The sequence below is a fragment of the Ruegeria sp. AE3 genome (assembly GCF_056542225.1).
The window spans coordinates 24,711-39,913 of record NZ_JBQFZL010000004.1; the positions used below are offsets into that span (position 1 = coordinate 24,711).

Here is a 15,203-nt window from a genome sequence, read left to right on the forward strand (position 1 = left end):
GAGTCCCGCCGCCGCTTTGTGTTGAGTCTCGGATGAGGTGCCCCGAAAGCGTGAGGTCAGTTGGAAACGAAGGGCCAGACCGGGTCAGATGTGCCCAGTTTCGACGCCGGTAAATCCCATTGCAGCACAGTTTCACCGAGGCTTAGCGCTGGTTTGAGGCGGTGCCCCGGTCCCCAGCCCGAGGCTTCTGTTGAAGGGGAGTAATCCGTGGGCATCGGGCGAATGGGCTCAGCCTCGACGTCGTCTTTGCCGAGAATCGCCAAAAGCTCGGCGGTGCGGGCAAGGGACAGATGCGCATGCATGATGGAATTGCCCGACGCGGCCTCGGCCAATGCGGAAAGGACGGCGGCGGCCATCAGGTAGCCGGTTGCGTGGTCCAAAGCCTGAACCGGCAATGGCGTTGGTTTGTCTGCGTCAGCCCAACCCATGCCCGTATGCGCAATTCCCGCGCTCATCTGCACAAGGCTGTCAAAGCCGCGCCGGTTCGACCAGGGGCCTTGCCAGCCATAGGCATTCAGCGTCACCTCGACCCTGTTCGGTGCCAGCTCATCGCGCTTGGCGCGGGTCAGGCCAAGCGCGTCCAAAGCGCCGGGCCGGTACCCGTGCACGAATACATCGGCCTGGGACAAAAGCTCTTGCAGCCGTTCCATTCCATTGGTCGATTTCAGATCGAGATAGGAGCAGTGTTTGCCTAGTGAAATGTCAGGGATCACACCGGGCTCGTCCCAAGCGGGCGGATCGATCCGCAAAACCTCGGCCCCGAAACCGGCCAATGTGCGGGTCGATACCGGACCCGCCAGAACGCGTGTCAGGTCAAGAACCCGCAGCCCGGCAAGAGGTCTTGCAGAAGTTGCTTGCGGCCTCTCGCGCAGCTTGACGTACCGCGGGCTTTGCCAACCAATCAGCGGGTCGCGCGATACAGCGCGGCCCTGCGGATGTTCAAGCCATTCGGTCCGGCTGCGCATAGCAGCGGCCACACCGCCTTCGGCCACAATATCGGTTTCCAAATCGGATATGGCCCGGGTTCTGACGGCTTTTGCCACAGCTTCACGCTCTGGCAGCGTTCCAAGAACCTTCATCGCTGCCGCGCGATGGCGCGGCAGGTTGGTGTGCAACCTGATCCACCCATCAGAAGCCCTGTAATCCCCCGCGACCGAATCCCAAAGGTTCGGCATTTCCCAGCCATCAGGCTTGAAGGAATAGCCGAACCACAAGGATGCCAGCCGATGGTCGACGACGATCTCGGGTGCTTTCTGGGTCAGGTTCAGCGCCTGCATAAAGCGGGACATCTCTTGCCCAACGGCTGCAAAGCTGGCCGTCGCCAGTTCGGAAACGGCAAAAGCACTTGGCAGAGCGCCTGTGCCGACCCTGCGATATCGGTCGGCAGCCGGAAGGGTGGCAAGAAGGCTCATTGCTGATAAGGATCCAGGCTGTCGCGCAACCCGTCACCCAGGAAGTTGAAGGCCAGTACGATCACGATGATCGGCAGCATCGGGATTGCCGTCCAGGGATAGATCTCGATCGACGCGAGGTTTTGCGCGTCATTCAGCATCACTCCCCAGCTTACCGCTGGTGCACGAAGGCCCAGGCCAAGAAAGCTGAGCGCGGTTTCCCCAAGGATCATTGCCGGGATCGACAGGGTGGCAGATGCAATCAAATGAGACATGAAATTCGGCAACAAGTGCTTGCGGATCACCCGGCCCGAGCTTGCGCCCATCATTTCTGCGGCCCGCACGTATTCTTCCTCGCGCAGGGACAGGAACTTGGCACGGACCGAACGCGCCAGCCCGGGCCAGTCGAGGATACCGAGGATGATCGAAATGATGAAGAATACGGCAACCGGGCTCCAATTCGAAGGCACGGCGGCAGACAGTGCCAGCCACAGCGGCAATTCCGGCAGCGAGCGCAGGATTTCGATGACCCGGTTGATGACCCAGTCGATGCGCCCACCGAAATAACCCGCCATCGAACCGAACAGAATACCCAGAAAGAACGACACCGAAATACCGATCAGACCCACGGTCAGCGACAACTGCGCGCCATAGAGGATGCGGCTGAAGATATCGCGCCCCAACCTGTCGGAACCCCACAGGAACAAAGTGGCACCATCCGGCGCGCAGAAAAGATGCGTATCTGTCTTGATAAGACCTGCAAGTCGATATTCGGACCCTTCACAGAAGAACCGGATCGGGCGCGGGTCATCAGTGTCAGGGACGAACTTCCACTGGAAGGTTTCCAGATCCGCCTCGGCGACGATTGGAAAAACATGGGGGCCGATAAAAGCGCCGTCGTAAAACCAGTTCACGGATTGTGGTGGCGCGTACAGATGCTCTCCGTTCCGGTCATTCGGGCCATACGGCGCGATGAAACCGGCAAACGGCAGCATCAGGTAGCACAGCAGCAGGAAGATGCCCGAGATCAGGCCCAGCTTATGTGTGCGGAACTTGCGCCAGACCAACACCCAGTTGGGGGCATCCAGATCGGCGCGTTCCAGTTGCTGTATCGACGCCTGCGGATCAAAAGGCGCGTCATCGACGTAGCGATTGTCAGGACGTTCGGTCATGCTTCGCGGCCCTCATACCGTATGCGGGGATCCAGCATCACCAGCAGAATATCCGAGATCATCGTGCCGATAAGCGTCAGCAGCGCGACAAACATCAGGATAAACGCGGACAGGAATTGATCCTGCGTTTTCAGTGCTGTCAGCAAAGTCGGCCCGATGGTTTGCAAGCCCAGAACGACTGAAACCAGAACCGATCCTGACACCATTGATGGCAGAAGGTTACCGATGTCCGCAACGAACGGGTTGAATGCCACGCGCAACGGATATTTTGTTAGCATCCGCGACGGGGCCATGCCCTTGGCAATGGCCGTTTCCACATAGGGCTTCCCCAGTTCGTCGAGCATATTTGCCCGCAGGCGCTGCATCATCGCCGATGCGCCCGAGGTTCCGATGACAAAAGTCGGAACGATCAGGTGGATGAGAATGGATTTCATCTTGTCCCAACTCAGCGGCTGACCTTCGAATTGGGGGTCCATCAGACCGCCAATAGGCAGGTTGAAATACCGATGCCCGTAGTAGAACAGGATCAGGGCCAGCAGGAAGTTTGGGGTCGCCAGCCCCAGATAACCCACAAAGGCCGAGGTATAATCAATCCACGTCCGTGATCGCGCCGCAGCAATAACACCCAGGGGAAGGGCAACGGCATATACAAACAGGATCGCGGCAAGGTTGACGACGACCGTCAACCAAAGCGTGTCGCCTACGATTTCCGATACAGGCCGGTCGAACTCAAAGGACCAGCCGTAATTGCCTTGGATCAGACCTGAAAATCCGTGTGGTCCCGGCCAGAAGCCTATCCAGATCAGGTACTGTTCCCACATAGGGCGATCCAGAGCGTACTCGGCGCGCAGAAACTCGGCCTTGGCGACACCCGCTGACTGGCCCGAGGCCTGAAGCTCGGCAATCTGGTTGCTCAGGTAATCACCGGGCGGCAGGTTGATGATTATAAAGATCAGGACCGAGACCACCAACAATGTCAGCAGCATCGTGAAAAAGCGATACACCGCATAGCGCAGCATGACCATTTAGCTGCTCCTGCTTAGTCGGCGAAAAAGAACTCGTCCGGGCGGTGAACGCCGAAATGCGCACCGGGCTCCCATGCCCACATGGCCTGTTCCGGCACGTTGCGCAGACGGTTCGAAACGACAATGGGTTGGGGTGCTCCGTTCAGGATACCAATGGCATACAGCTGATCGGCGTGGATTTTAAGCATTTCCGTCCAGATTTCCTTGCGTTCGTCATCCGTTGTGGCGACCTCCCAGTTATGGGCCAGTTGCATCAGACGTTCTGCCTCGGGCATGTCGGGGGCTTCCCCGGCTTCACCACCTGTCTGGTAGAACTGGCCCCATTTTGGCCAGGCCAGGAATACCTGATCGGTGGGTGCCAGATAGGTTGGAGACGTGTGTGCCTGCGGGATGCCGTCATCCCATCCATACCAGACCGATGCCATCGAGTTGCCGGCAAACACCCGGTTGCGCAGGATATCGCGATCCAATGGGCGCATGACCAGCTTGACCCCGATCTCACGCCAGGTGTCGGTGACGATTTGCAAGGCGTTTTCAACCTCTTGCCGCTCACCAGCAGTTTCGATCACCAGTTCCATAGGGCGGCCATCCGGTAACAGACGGACACCGTTCTTGTCGCGCTCGGTCAGGCCGACCTCATCCAGCAACGCATTGGCCTGGCCGACATCGTAACTGGCCCAGGCGGTGGCATTCCTTTCATCGTAAAAGGGCGAGGCAGGCAGAACCGACATTGCACCGGGGTGCGCAAGCTTGAAATACAAAGCTTGGTTGATTGTCTCGCGGTCGATGGCAAGGGAAAGGGCGCGCCGCACACGGACGTCACGCAACACTTCGCGCCAGGCGTCATCCTCGAAATTGAGGTTCGGATAGATCGCGATTTGCGATGCAACGCCGGTTTTCCACAGTAATGTCTTGTAGCCGCCTTGCGCCTCGCCTTTTTTCAGGATGGAAGCGTCGCGGAAATCCAGGCCCCGACCTTGCAGGTCGCTTTCCCCTGCATTGGTTTTGGCGGCAACCAGACCGGGGGCAACGATCTCCATCTCGACCACATCGATATAGGGCAGTTGAACCCCTTTGCTGTCGATACGGTGGTAATAGGGGTTACGTACGAAATTGTGGCGGATTTTCTTGCCGGAACTTGCGTTCAGCCACGGTTGCAACGTGGGCAATTCGTGATTGTCGAACTTGTAAAGATTGTCGAGCTTGTTGTGCAGCGCGGCCCAGCTTTTGACGCGGGCATCGTCGACCAGAAAGGCAAGTTCCTCGGGGTCGGCATATTTCTCGTGATATCGTTTCAAGAACGCTGCGGGACGATAGATAAAGGGCGGTCTTGCCTGAGCCAGCGATTGTAGAAAACCCGGGTTAGGGTTCTCCCATTCGAAAATCACAGTGGTTTCATCCGGGAAGGTAACGGTGGGTGATTTGCCTTCGACTATCAGAAAATCCGGCGGGCCTGACGGGCTGAGCAATTTGTTGTTGGCAACGTCTTCCCACCAATAGCGGAAATCTTCCGACGTAAACGGAGAGCCGTCGGACCATTTGTGCCCTTCGCGCAGTTTCAGGGTGAACTTGCGGCCGTCTTCGTTTTCAAACGACGCCAGCAAATCGGGGATAATCTCGTAGTTCTGGTCGAAACCGACCAGGCGGGCATAGCCATAGACAACCATCTGGCGGATATCTTTGGAGCGCGTGATCATGGTGCGCAGGGTGCCGCCCTGTTTGCCAAACTCGCGACCCTTTGCTGCCAGATCGACAATCAGCGGGTCCTTGGGCAGGCGCTCTTGAACGGGAGGAAGATTGCCCGCTTCTACTTCCGCGTTCCAGAACGCGCTTTCCTGCGGCGTCGGGATCGTCTCGGCCGTGGCGGGCAGCATCCCGATGAGCGCCAACGAAGCGGCCAGGATCAGGGGGCGAGTGGTCTTAAACATGGCAACGTACCTTATGGCCCGGTTCCAATTCCACCAATGAGGGTATCACGGTGTCCGAGAAACGAAAGGCTTCATCCCAACTGTCCGGCGCGCCGGCGCCCAAGGAAACCACTTGCAGGTCGATCGGGCGATTGATGTCGGGTTCGGGTTGAGCGGCAATCAGCGCTTTGGTGTAGGGGTGGCGCGGATTGTAGAAAAGAGTTTCGGGTGGTGCTTGCTCGACGATCAGGCCTCGACGCATCACGGCAACTTCGTCGGCGATCCGTGCAACAACGGCCAGATCGTGCGAGATGAACAGATAGGACAGATTCAGGCTGTCCTGTAGATTTTCCAACAGGGTCAGAATCTGCCCCTGTACCGATACATCCAGCGCCGAGGTGGGTTCGTCACACACGATGAGCTGCGGGTCGAGCATCATGGCGCGTGCTATCGACAGACGTTGCCGCTGCCCCCCCGAAAAGGCGTGTGGATAGCGTTTCAGCATGTCGGCTGTCAGGCCGACGCGCTGCAACATCTCGGCGGCCTTGTCGCGCTGCTCGGCGGTTGTTCCGATGCGGTGAATTTCCAGCGGCTCAGTCATCGCGTCCTGAATGCGCATCCGCGGGCTGAGCGAGCTGTAGGGATCCTGAAACACCATCTGCGCATTGCGCTGAAACGCCGTGCGCTGGGCGCGGGTCATGTTGTGCACCGTGACGGGATCGGCATTCGGCGCGGTGCGAAACAGGACTTCTCCGCCGGGATCGGGCAGTTCCGCACCCAACGCGATCCGAGCGGCTGTCGTTTTACCTGATCCGCTTTCACCGACAATGGCCAGCGTCTTGCCACGTGCAAGATTCAGATCGACCCCTTTGCACGCATAGATTTCCTTGTCGGCCTGCCACCCTTTGCTGGACCGCATCGTGTAGGTCTTTGAGACGCCCTTCATCTGAAGGATCAGATCGTCGCCCGGCATCGGTATGCCCACAGCAGCCTGATCTGGAATTTCCGGCGCAGCATCAAACAGTTGTTTGGTATATGGATGCGCCGGGGAGGTCAGGATTGGTGCGGCCGGGCCAGCCTCCATGATGCGGCCCTTGTGCATGACCACAACCTGTTCGGCCATGTTGGCAACCACGCCCAGATCATGGGTCACCAGAATAAGCGCCATGCCAGTCTCGCGCTGCAATTCCTTGATCAGCCCCAGAACCTGAGCCTGAGTGGTCACATCCAGCGCGGTGGTTGGCTCGTCTGCGATCAGCAACTCGGGTTTGGATACCATGGCCATCGCAATCATGGCGCGTTGGCGCATTCCGCCCGACAGCTCGAACGGGTAGGAGTCATAGGCGCGCTGCGGATCTGGAAAGCCCACGCGCTCGAACTGCGTCAGGACCTTTTTTCGCGCTTCAGACTCGGAAAGCCCACGATGCAGCCACAGGACTTCACTGACCTGATTACCAATCTTGTGCAGAGGTGACAGTGATCGCATTGGTTCCTGAAAGATCATCGAAACGCGATTGCCACGAATGCCGCGCATTTCCCGTTCGGTGACCGCTGTCAGGTTACATGTGCCCTTGGAATCATTCAAAGTTATCGTGCCGCTGCGTATCTGGGCCGATCGCGGCAGAATCCGCAAGACGGCCCGGCACGTGATGGTTTTTCCCGATCCCGATTCACCGACCAGCGCCAAGGTTTCCCCTGGTTTGACATCAAAGTTCACATCCGCGACCACGGAACTTCCCGCACCAAAGCCGATGCTGAGGTCTCTGACGCACAACAACGCGCTCATGCAGGCTTTCCAACCGTTTGGCCGCTTGGTGACATCGGTCGTTTCAACTCCCCGTGATTTTTTCGCCAGTGTCGCGCGGTTCCGCCTGTCTAGTCAAACCCGTTCTTGGGCTGAAATGTCGCGAAAATGTGAAACTTTGGGCTTCGTCGCTACACAAAGTCTTGAGAATTTGTCATCTAAGGCGGCGTCGGGGGCATCTATGCTTTCGATTGGTATCAAGGAGATATTTACCGGTGTCCAAGAATCAAAGCCGTCTGGACTTGTTTATCGATCGAATGGTGTCACAGCGCGCCTGTCTGGATCACGCGATTGCGCAAACGGCAGGCATGGCAGGTCCGGTGTTTGAACTGGGTCTGGGCAATGGGCGCACCTATCATCATCTTGTGCAGCATATCGATGGACGCCCTGTCTTTGTGTTCGAACGCGCGGTGGCTTCGCACCCCGATTCAACCCCGCCCGAGGATAGGGTGATCTTGGGAGATGTGCGCGAGACGCTGCCAGCGGCGGTCGACAGGTTTGGACCGACAGCAAGCCTGATCCATGCAGATCTTGGGGGGCATAATCGCGAAAAGAACGACATCTTTGCGCGGCTTGTTTCCCCGTTGATCGAGCCCTTGCTGGCATCGGGTGGATTAATGGTATCAAGCGACCGGATGTATTTCGAGCGGCTGGAGGAAATGCCGTTGCCCGAGGGTGCCGTCGAAGGGCGCTGTTTCATCTATCGGCGCTGACCAGAGAGAAGGGGCCTGCATGATATTCTACGATTGCTCTACGGCCCCAAACCCGCGCCGTGCTCGCATGTTCATCGCGGAAAAAGGGTTGGACATCGAAACGCACGAAATCTCGATTGCTAAGGGCGCGCAGTTGAGCGCTGAGTTTCGTACAGTGAACCCCCGGGCCACAATCCCGGTTCTGGTAACGGATGAAGGCGCAGTCCTGACCGAAAATCTTGGCATCGCCGCGTATCTTGAAGCGCGTTTCCCCGAGCCGTCCTTAATGGGCCGTAACGCTGATGAAAAAGGGTTGGTCTTGATGTGGAACGCAATTGCCGAGCAGCAGGGCGGTGCGCCCATCGCTGAGGCTTTGCGCAACAGCCACCCGGCGTTCAAAGACCGTGCTATTCCCGGCCCTGTTAACCATGCGCAGATCCCTGAGCTGGCGTTACGTGGGCGCGAGCGGGTTGCGTCGTTTTTCGAGCTGCTGGAGGCGCGGCTGATGCAAAGCGCGTATGTCGCTAGCGATGTATTCACTCTGGCGGATATATCCACTTTTGTTTTTGTCGATTTCGCGCGCGTCATAAAGATGCGGATACCGGACGGCAATACGAACACGCAGGTCTGGTTTGAAAGCGTGAAAGCCCGCCCAAGCGCGCAGCTTTAGGTTTGCAAAGCAATAGGTAGAGTTCTCTCATTCCGCACTGTACAGAAATGTCTAGACAGAACTGAACAGTGCTACTAGCGTCTTCCAAGATTCTGTTCAGGGAGGTCGGGATGAAATCCCAATATCGCGTAGTGGTCATTGGAGGGGGCGTCGTTGGTGCCTCGGTTCTGTATCATCTGGCCAAATTCGGCTGGTCGGATGTGGTCATGCTGGAAAGGCGGCGGCTGGCTTCGGGATCGTCTTGGCACGCGGCGGGCGGCATCCATGCCCTGAACGCGGATCCAAATATGGCCTCGTTGCAGGCCTACACAATCGACCTGCTGAGTGAGATCGAAAAAGAATCGGGCCAGAATATCGGTTTGCATATGACCGGTGGCCTGACTTTGGCCGGTACGCCTGAACGCTGGGAGTGGTTGCAGGCCAATTACCGCATCTTCCAGTCCATCGGTATTGACGACTGCGAGTTGCTGACCCCGCAAGAGGCACAGAGACGCTGCCCGATCATGTCAACCGACGGTGTTTTGGGCGCGATGTGGGCGGATCGCGAGGGGTATATCGATACAACAGGTACTGTTCAGGCTTATGCTACTGCGGCCAGGAAACGTGGTGCCGAATATTATGAGGAAACCAAGGTCGAGGAATTGATCCAGACGGCGGATGGCTGGCAGGTGGTGACCGATAAGGGCACGATCACCTGTGAACATGTGGTCAACGCGGCCGGGCTCTGGGCCAAGCAGGTTGGGCGCATGGCAGGGGTAGAGCTGCCAGTCTCACCGTTGAAGCACCACTATCTGATCACGGACACGGTGCCCGAAGTGGCGCAGGCGGACTTCGAGATGCCGATGACCGTGGACCTCGAAGGATTCACCTATATGCGGCAGGACCAGAAGGGCGTTCTGGTGGGGATCTACGAGGTCGATCACGAACACTGGGCGATGGATGGCGCGCCGTGGAACTATGGCGAGGAACTGTTTCAGGAACAGCTTGACCGGATCGAGAACGAGCTGACATTGGGCTTTGAGCGGTATCCGTCGATCCAGAACGTGGGCATCAAGACATGGGTCAATGGTGCGTTCACGTTCTCGCCGGATGGTAACCCGCTGGTTGGTCCGGTTCCGGGTAAACGAGGGTATTGGACGGCCTGTGCGGTCATGGCAGGGTTCCTGCAAGGTGGTGGCGTTGGGAAAACACTGGCCGAATGGATGATCCATGGCGAGCCCGAAGCCGATGCCTGGCCGATGGATGTGGCGCGCTATGGGGAATTCGCACAGAACAAGCGGTATATCCGTGAAACCACTGGCCAGTTCTATTCGCGCCGCTTCGTGATGACCTACCCGAACGAACAATTGCCTGCGGGTCGCCCGTTAAAGATGGCTCCGGCGCATGACGCGATGACTGAGGCCGGATGCAAATGGGGCGTCAGCTGGGATCTGGAGGTGCCGCTGTATTTCGCACCCAAAGGGTTCGAGGAAACGCCGACGCTCAAACGTTCGAACGCGCACGACATCGTGGCGGCTGAATGCAGAACCATCCGTGAGGGCGTGGGCCTGATGGATATCACGGGCTTTTCCCGCTTTGAGGTTTCCGGTCCCAATGCCAAAGCGTGGCTGGATAACGTTATGGCTTCGAAACTGCCCGCGCCGGGTCGTGCCAAACTGGCGCCGATGCTGGGCGAAGACGGGCGGCTCAAAGGCGATCTGACCGTGTTGAACTGGGGCGATGGCACCTGGTGGATCATGGGCAGCTATTACCTGCGCGCCTGGCATATGCGATGGTTCAACGATCATATGATGGATGGGGTCACCGTCCGCGACCTGGGAGAGGAGTATTGCGGGTTTGCCGTGGTCGGACCGAAATCGCAGGCGGTGGTCGAGAAACTGGCCGAACAGGATATCTCAAACCTGAAATTCATGGGCTGCGGTGATTTCGACATCGGCCTGGTCCGTGCCCGCGTGGCCCGCATGTCGGTGACCGGCGAAAAAGGGTATGAAATCAACTGTCGCTATGGCGATCACATCAAGCTGCGCCGCATTTTACTGGAAGAGGGTTCAGAAGAGGGAATCCGCGAGTGCGGTTTCAATGCGATGCTGTCAACGCGGCTTGAGAAAAGCTTTGGCATCTGGTCGGCAGAGTTCACGCAGGCTTACACACCCGGCATGACCGGCATGGATCGCTGGATCGACTGGGACAAGGAGTTCATCGGCAAGAAGGCCGCTTTGGCCGAACGGGATGGCAATGGCCCGGCGCAGTTACAGGTAACACTGGAAATCGATGCGTTGGACGCCGATGCCAGCGGGTATGAGCCGGTCTGGGCCAATGGCGAACGCGTGGGTTTTGTGACTTCAGGCGGTTATGGGCACCACATCGGCAAGTCGTTGGCGATGGCCTTGATTGACCGTGACAAGGTGGACCCGGGTACGGAACTGTCTGTCCATGTGGTGGGTGTGGAATGTCCAGCGCGGGTAATTGCACCGTCGCCCTACGACCCTCAGGGCAAAGCGATGCGGGGCTGATCATGACGGCTCCGGACCGACGACGCCGAAGGCGAGGAGGCGAGGCTGCCCCGCAGCCCAGCCGCGACGTGAACTATCGCCAGCTCAGGAACCCTTTCCCTTTGATGGAGGTGTTCCCGGCTGACCAGATCGCGAACATGCACGAGACAGCGTTGCGTACGCTCGAGGAGTTGGGTGTAAAGACCTTGCTTCCCGAGGCACGCAAGCTGTTCAAGCAGGGTGGTGCGCGCGTGGATGAAGACAGTGAAATGGTCTTTATCGGGCGCGAGATGGTTGAGGCTGCTGTTTCCTCGGCCCCCAAATCTATCGCTTGTCGCGCCGGTTCACGGCATCGGGATTTTACTCTGGAACTGGGATCGCTGGTTTTTCAACCGGGGGCAGGCGCACCGAACGCAACCGATCTGGAACGTGGCCGTCGCCCGGCGACAGGTCAGGATTATCTGGAGTTTCTGAAGCTCACCCATCATTTCGATGTGTTCCAGATGATCTCGCCTCAGGTTGAACCGCAGGATGTACCGACGCATTTGCGCCACTACTTCACGACACAGGCACAGATGGAACTGACCGACAAGTTCCCGTTCTTCTTCTCGCGCGGTACGCCGCAGGTCATGGATTGCTTTGAGATGCTGTCCACGGCGCGAGGTCTGTCGGATGATGAGTTCCGGGGCAACGCGCATTGTTACACGATCATCAACACAAACAGCCCGCGCACGTTGGACATTCCCATGGCGCAAGGCCTGATCGACTTCGCGCGCCACGGTCAGATGTCGATCATCACACCGTTCACCCTGATGGGGGCGATGGCGCCGATCACCGTGGCCGGGGCAATCACCCTGTCCCATGCCGAGACGCTGGCCGCGCTGACCTTGGCGCAGCTGGCCAGACCGGGCGCTCCGGTGTGTTACGGCACGTTCACCAGCAATGTGGACATGAAATCCGGTGCACCTGCATTCGGGACGCCCTCGCATTTTCAGGCATCACTGGCCGCAGGCCAACTGGCGCGTCACCTTGGCCTGCCCTGGCGGTCGGCGGCAGGGTCAGCGTCAAACAGCAACGACGTGCAAGCGGCGAATGAGAACCAGTTTGGCCTTTGGGGTTGCCTGATGGCCGGGGCGACTGTGGTCATTCATTCCGCGGGCTGGCTGGAAGGAGGGTTGACCGTATCCTTCGAAAAGCTGGTCTGCGATGCCGAGGTGCTGAACATGGTGGCCGAGCTTTGCGCGGGCGCGCAGGCGGGGCCCGCCGAGATTGGCTTTGATACCGCTTTAAGTGAGGTCGCGCCCGGCGGCCATTTCTTTGCCTGCCCCCAGACGATGGAGCGCTACACCACCGAGTTCTATCAACCGCATGTCCATGACTACGCCAACTTCGGCACATGGACCGAGCGCGGTTCAACAGATGCCAACCAACGTGCAACGGGGGTTTGGCAGGGTATCCTGAACGATTTCAAGGCCCCTGCCATAGACAATGATCGTTTTGGTGCCTTGCAGGACTTTATCGCACGTCGCACCGCAGAGGGCGGGGCGCCACCGGAGAGTTGAATGAACAACAAACCCATCCTTCACCGCGATGATCCCGAGGCCGAGCCCCTGATCGGCAATATCAAGGTCACCCGAGACGATTGGCTGAACGTAGCGATGGACGTGCTGATTTCGGACGGGGTGGACCAGATCAAGGTTCTTAACCTGGCCGAGCGGATGGCCGTGTCACGTTCATCCTTCTACTGGTACTTCAAGTCCAGACAGGAACTTTTGGATGCACTGCTGGCGCGGTGGCAGGCGACCAATACGGTTGCGCTTGTAAAACAGGCAGAAGCGCCGGCCGAAACGATAACGGGCGCGGTCTGCAATGTGCATCGTTGTGTCGTCAACACGGACTTGTTTGACACCGCATTGGATTTTGCCGTGCGCGACTGGGCGCGTAAATCGGGCAAAGTACGCCGTGCGCTGGACCAGTCAGACACACGGCGGCTTGAAGCTTTGCACGCGATGTTCGCCAGATACGGCTATTCCGAGATCGAGTCCGAAACACGTGCGCGCGTGCTGTATTACATGCAGATCGGATATGATCTGGCACAATTGAACGAACCCTTCGAGACGCGGATCTCGATGGTGCCGCATTACCTATACGCCTTTACGGGCGTTGAACCGAAACCCGAAGAAGTTGAAGAATTCAGCGCATATTCCCGGCGCTACTGGAAAGGAGACCCGACATGAGTCAACCAGACGCAATCATCATTGGCACAGGTGTGATCGGCGCGGCCATCGCGTTCGAAATGTCCAAGGCGGGCTGGAAAACCCTGTCTCTGGATCGCAACGCACAGGTTGGGCACGGTTCAACCGCCGGGTCCTGCGCGATCATCCGGATGCATTATTCCACCTTCGACGGAACGGCGTTTGCCTGGGAAGGCTATCATTACTGGCGCGACTGGGCTGACTATCTTGGACTGCCAGAGGGGGCCAATCTGGCTCAGTTCAGGGAAACCGGCTGCCTGGTCATGAAGACCGAGGCGAACGGGATGCTGGAAAAGCACATGCGCAATTCATCAGAACTGGATTGCCCGTTCGAAGAATGGTCGGGGGAAAAAGTGGTTGAACGCCTGCCGGTTTATTCGTTGGACAGCTTTGCCCCGGCGCGCCGCATGGATGACCCGGAATTCGGCCAGCCCAACGGGCGAAAGATGACGGGTGGAGTGTACTGGCCGCAGGCGGGATATGTCACCGACCCGGCCTTGTCGGCGCAAAACCTGATGGATGCTGCCAAACAGCACGGGGCCGAGGTCCGCACCAGTGCCGAAGTTATCGAGATCCTGACCGAAGATGGTCGCGTTTCCGGAGTCAAGCTGGCCTCGGGCGAAGAAATCCGCGCAAGGGTTGTCGTGAACGTGGCCGGGCCGGGCTCGGCTATCATCAATGGGATGGCAGGCGTTCTGGGCGACATGACCATCAAAACCCGCCCCCTGCGGCAAGAGGTCGTGCATGTCCCTGCCCCGGAGGGGTTCGACTTTGAAAACGACGGAACCATCGTCTCGGACAGCGACATCGCCTGCTATTGCCGCCCGGAACACGGCAATCACATCCTTGTGGGATCTGAGGACCCGGAATGCGATCCGCATCAATGGTGCGAGGATGATGTCACCTATAACCGAGAGTTCACGGACCAATGGACCACACAGGCCATGCGATACGCGCAGCGTGTACCCAGCCTTGGTATTCCATCAAAAACGCGGGGCGTGGTTGACCTTTACGATGCCTCTACTGACTGGATTCCGATCTATGACAAATCCAGCTTGCCGGGGTTTTACATGGCCTGCGGGTCCAGCGGGAACCAGTATAAGAATGCACCGATTGCGGGTAAAATGATGGCGGCACTGATCGCGTATTGCGAAGGCGGAGCGGACCACGACGCGGAACCACTGCAATTTGAACTGCCTTATATCAAACGGATCATCGACGTGGGCTTTTACTCACGCAAGCGCCCGATCAATGAGGAAAGCAGCTTTTCGGTTCTGGGCTAGTCGGTTTTTTGCAACAATCAAAGTCGAGCGGGGCAGGTTTACAGCTTACCTCGCTATGACCGACCGAAGGATCGGCGCATAGCTTCCAGGCTGCGAAACGGACAGTATACCCTGATGTTAGTTACGTTGCCGCGAAGGTGACCCAGGCCCAGACCATCGCCACATAGGTCAGGTTGTGCAGGCACTGATCCAGCCCAGCCGCACGCCAGAATGCGGCCTGCGTGGGCTCAAGTTGTTTCTTGTCTGAATAGCTGGCTTTCACGAAATCGATATTGAAGTGAATAACCCATTCAAGCAATTCGACAATCAGGATAAACAAAAGCGGCGCGCCGAAAGCGGCAAACACGATGACAGAGCCCGCAACATGAACTGCTGCGTGCTGCGCGCGTCCCAAGTGAAAATACTCGCCTCTGCCAGAGAGCATCTTCGGTGTCTGGAGGTAGTAGTCAGCGAACATATGCTTAATCTGTAAAAGGCAAAGCATAAGTAGCACTGCGCCAATACTGGCAGTC

At 58.0% G+C, this 15,203-nt stretch carries 12 protein-coding genes; 6 read left to right on the forward strand and 6 right to left on the reverse strand.

From position 1 onward, the window contains the following. Window positions 1–56 precede the first annotated feature (56 nt). The 5 genes from ACR0NZ_RS10210 to ACR0NZ_RS10230 are packed head-to-tail and all read right to left on the reverse strand — an operon-like array spanning window position 57 to window position 7,281. Window positions 57–1,412, reverse strand: a complete 1,356-nt coding sequence (locus ACR0NZ_RS10210; protein WP_480518684.1) for a CoA transferase — start codon at window positions 1,410–1,412, stop codon at window positions 57–59. Further along, window positions 1,409–2,563 (reverse strand): ABC transporter permease, encoded by a 1,155-nt coding sequence (locus ACR0NZ_RS10215; RefSeq protein ID WP_480518687.1) that lies wholly within the window; start codon window positions 2,561–2,563, stop codon window positions 1,409–1,411. The genes ACR0NZ_RS10210 and ACR0NZ_RS10215 overlap by 4 nt, the downstream gene beginning before the upstream one ends. Further along, window positions 2,560–3,588: an ABC transporter permease gene (locus ACR0NZ_RS10220; protein ID WP_480473819.1), complete on the reverse strand. Its 1,029-nt coding sequence runs from the start codon at window positions 3,586–3,588 to the stop codon at window positions 2,560–2,562. Before ACR0NZ_RS10220 ends, ACR0NZ_RS10215 begins: the two co-directional genes overlap by 4 nt. Before the next feature lie 14 nt (window positions 3,589–3,602). Next, complete coding sequence (locus tag ACR0NZ_RS10225) at window positions 3,603–5,516, reverse strand: ABC transporter substrate-binding protein (RefSeq protein WP_480518689.1); 1,914 nt, start codon at window positions 5,514–5,516, stop codon at window positions 3,603–3,605. After that, window positions 5,509–7,281 (reverse strand): ABC transporter ATP-binding protein, encoded by a 1,773-nt coding sequence (locus ACR0NZ_RS10230; protein WP_480518691.1) that lies wholly within the window; start codon window positions 7,279–7,281, stop codon window positions 5,509–5,511. The genes ACR0NZ_RS10225 and ACR0NZ_RS10230 overlap by 8 nt, the downstream gene beginning before the upstream one ends. A gap of 233 nt (window positions 7,282–7,514) precedes the next feature. Here ACR0NZ_RS10230 and ACR0NZ_RS10235 point away from each other — a divergent pair, with 233 nt between their 5' ends. The 6 genes from ACR0NZ_RS10235 to ACR0NZ_RS10260 all read left to right on the forward strand — a co-directional run bounded on the left by ACR0NZ_RS10235 (window position 7,515) and on the right by ACR0NZ_RS10260 (window position 14,691). Next, window positions 7,515–8,012 carry a class I SAM-dependent methyltransferase gene (locus ACR0NZ_RS10235; protein WP_480518693.1) on the forward strand — a complete coding sequence of 166 codons (498 nt, stop codon included), beginning with the start codon at window positions 7,515–7,517 and terminating at the stop codon, window positions 8,010–8,012. Between the two features lie 19 nt (window positions 8,013–8,031). Then, window positions 8,032–8,661, forward strand: coding sequence for a glutathione S-transferase family protein (locus ACR0NZ_RS10240; protein ID WP_480518695.1), 630 nt, complete (start codon window positions 8,032–8,034; stop codon window positions 8,659–8,661). A 110-nt stretch (window positions 8,662–8,771) separates the two neighbouring features. After that, window positions 8,772–11,174, forward strand: coding sequence for a GcvT family protein (locus ACR0NZ_RS10245; RefSeq protein ID WP_480518697.1), 2,403 nt, complete (start codon window positions 8,772–8,774; stop codon window positions 11,172–11,174). Window positions 11,175–11,176: 2 nt separating this feature from the next. Further along, window positions 11,177–12,715: a trimethylamine methyltransferase family protein gene (locus tag ACR0NZ_RS10250; RefSeq protein WP_480518699.1), complete on the forward strand. Its 1,539-nt coding sequence runs from the start codon at window positions 11,177–11,179 to the stop codon at window positions 12,713–12,715. Then, window positions 12,716–13,390, forward strand: a complete 675-nt coding sequence (locus ACR0NZ_RS10255) for a TetR/AcrR family transcriptional regulator (RefSeq protein ID WP_209505343.1) — start codon at window positions 12,716–12,718, stop codon at window positions 13,388–13,390. After that, the gene (locus ACR0NZ_RS10260; protein WP_480518701.1) at window positions 13,387–14,691 is read left to right on the forward strand and encodes an NAD(P)/FAD-dependent oxidoreductase; all 1,305 of its coding nucleotides are present in this window, start codon (window positions 13,387–13,389) and stop codon (window positions 14,689–14,691) included. The genes ACR0NZ_RS10255 and ACR0NZ_RS10260 overlap by 4 nt, the downstream gene beginning before the upstream one ends. Before the next feature lie 121 nt (window positions 14,692–14,812). Here the strand turns inward: ACR0NZ_RS10260 and ACR0NZ_RS10265 are convergent, their stop codons facing one another. Next, entirely contained in the window at window positions 14,813–15,175 is a 363-nt protein-coding gene (locus ACR0NZ_RS10265) for a DUF3307 domain-containing protein (protein ID WP_480473810.1), read from the reverse strand. Window positions 15,176–15,203: the final 28 nt, after the last annotated feature.

Bases quoted from the DNA above. Each gene is read 5' to 3' on its own strand.
- ACR0NZ_RS10225 (WP_480518689.1), bottom strand. From the start codon at position 5,516: ATGTTTAAGACCACTCGCCCCCTGATCCTGGCCGCTTCGTTGGCGCTC.
- ACR0NZ_RS10265 (WP_480473810.1), bottom strand. From the start codon at position 15,175: ATGCTTTGCCTTTTACAGATTAAGCATATGTTCGCTGACTACTACCTC.
- ACR0NZ_RS10255 (WP_209505343.1), top strand. From the start codon at position 12,716: ATGAACAACAAACCCATCCTTCACCGCGATGATCCCGAGGCCGAGCCC.
- ACR0NZ_RS10215 (WP_480518687.1), bottom strand. From the start codon at position 2,563: ATGACCGAACGTCCTGACAATCGCTACGTCGATGACGCGCCTTTTGAT.
- ACR0NZ_RS10250 (WP_480518699.1), top strand. From the start codon at position 11,177: ATGACGGCTCCGGACCGACGACGCCGAAGGCGAGGAGGCGAGGCTGCC.
- ACR0NZ_RS10230 (WP_480518691.1), bottom strand. From the start codon at position 7,281: ATGAGCGCGTTGTTGTGCGTCAGAGACCTCAGCATCGGCTTTGGTGCG.
- ACR0NZ_RS10210 (WP_480518684.1), bottom strand. From the start codon at position 1,412: ATGAGCCTTCTTGCCACCCTTCCGGCTGCCGACCGATATCGCAGGGTC.
- ACR0NZ_RS10245 (WP_480518697.1), top strand. From the start codon at position 8,772: ATGAAATCCCAATATCGCGTAGTGGTCATTGGAGGGGGCGTCGTTGGT.
- ACR0NZ_RS10220 (WP_480473819.1), bottom strand. From the start codon at position 3,588: ATGGTCATGCTGCGCTATGCGGTGTATCGCTTTTTCACGATGCTGCTG.
- ACR0NZ_RS10240 (WP_480518695.1), top strand. From the start codon at position 8,032: ATGATATTCTACGATTGCTCTACGGCCCCAAACCCGCGCCGTGCTCGC.
- ACR0NZ_RS10260 (WP_480518701.1), top strand. From the start codon at position 13,387: ATGAGTCAACCAGACGCAATCATCATTGGCACAGGTGTGATCGGCGCG.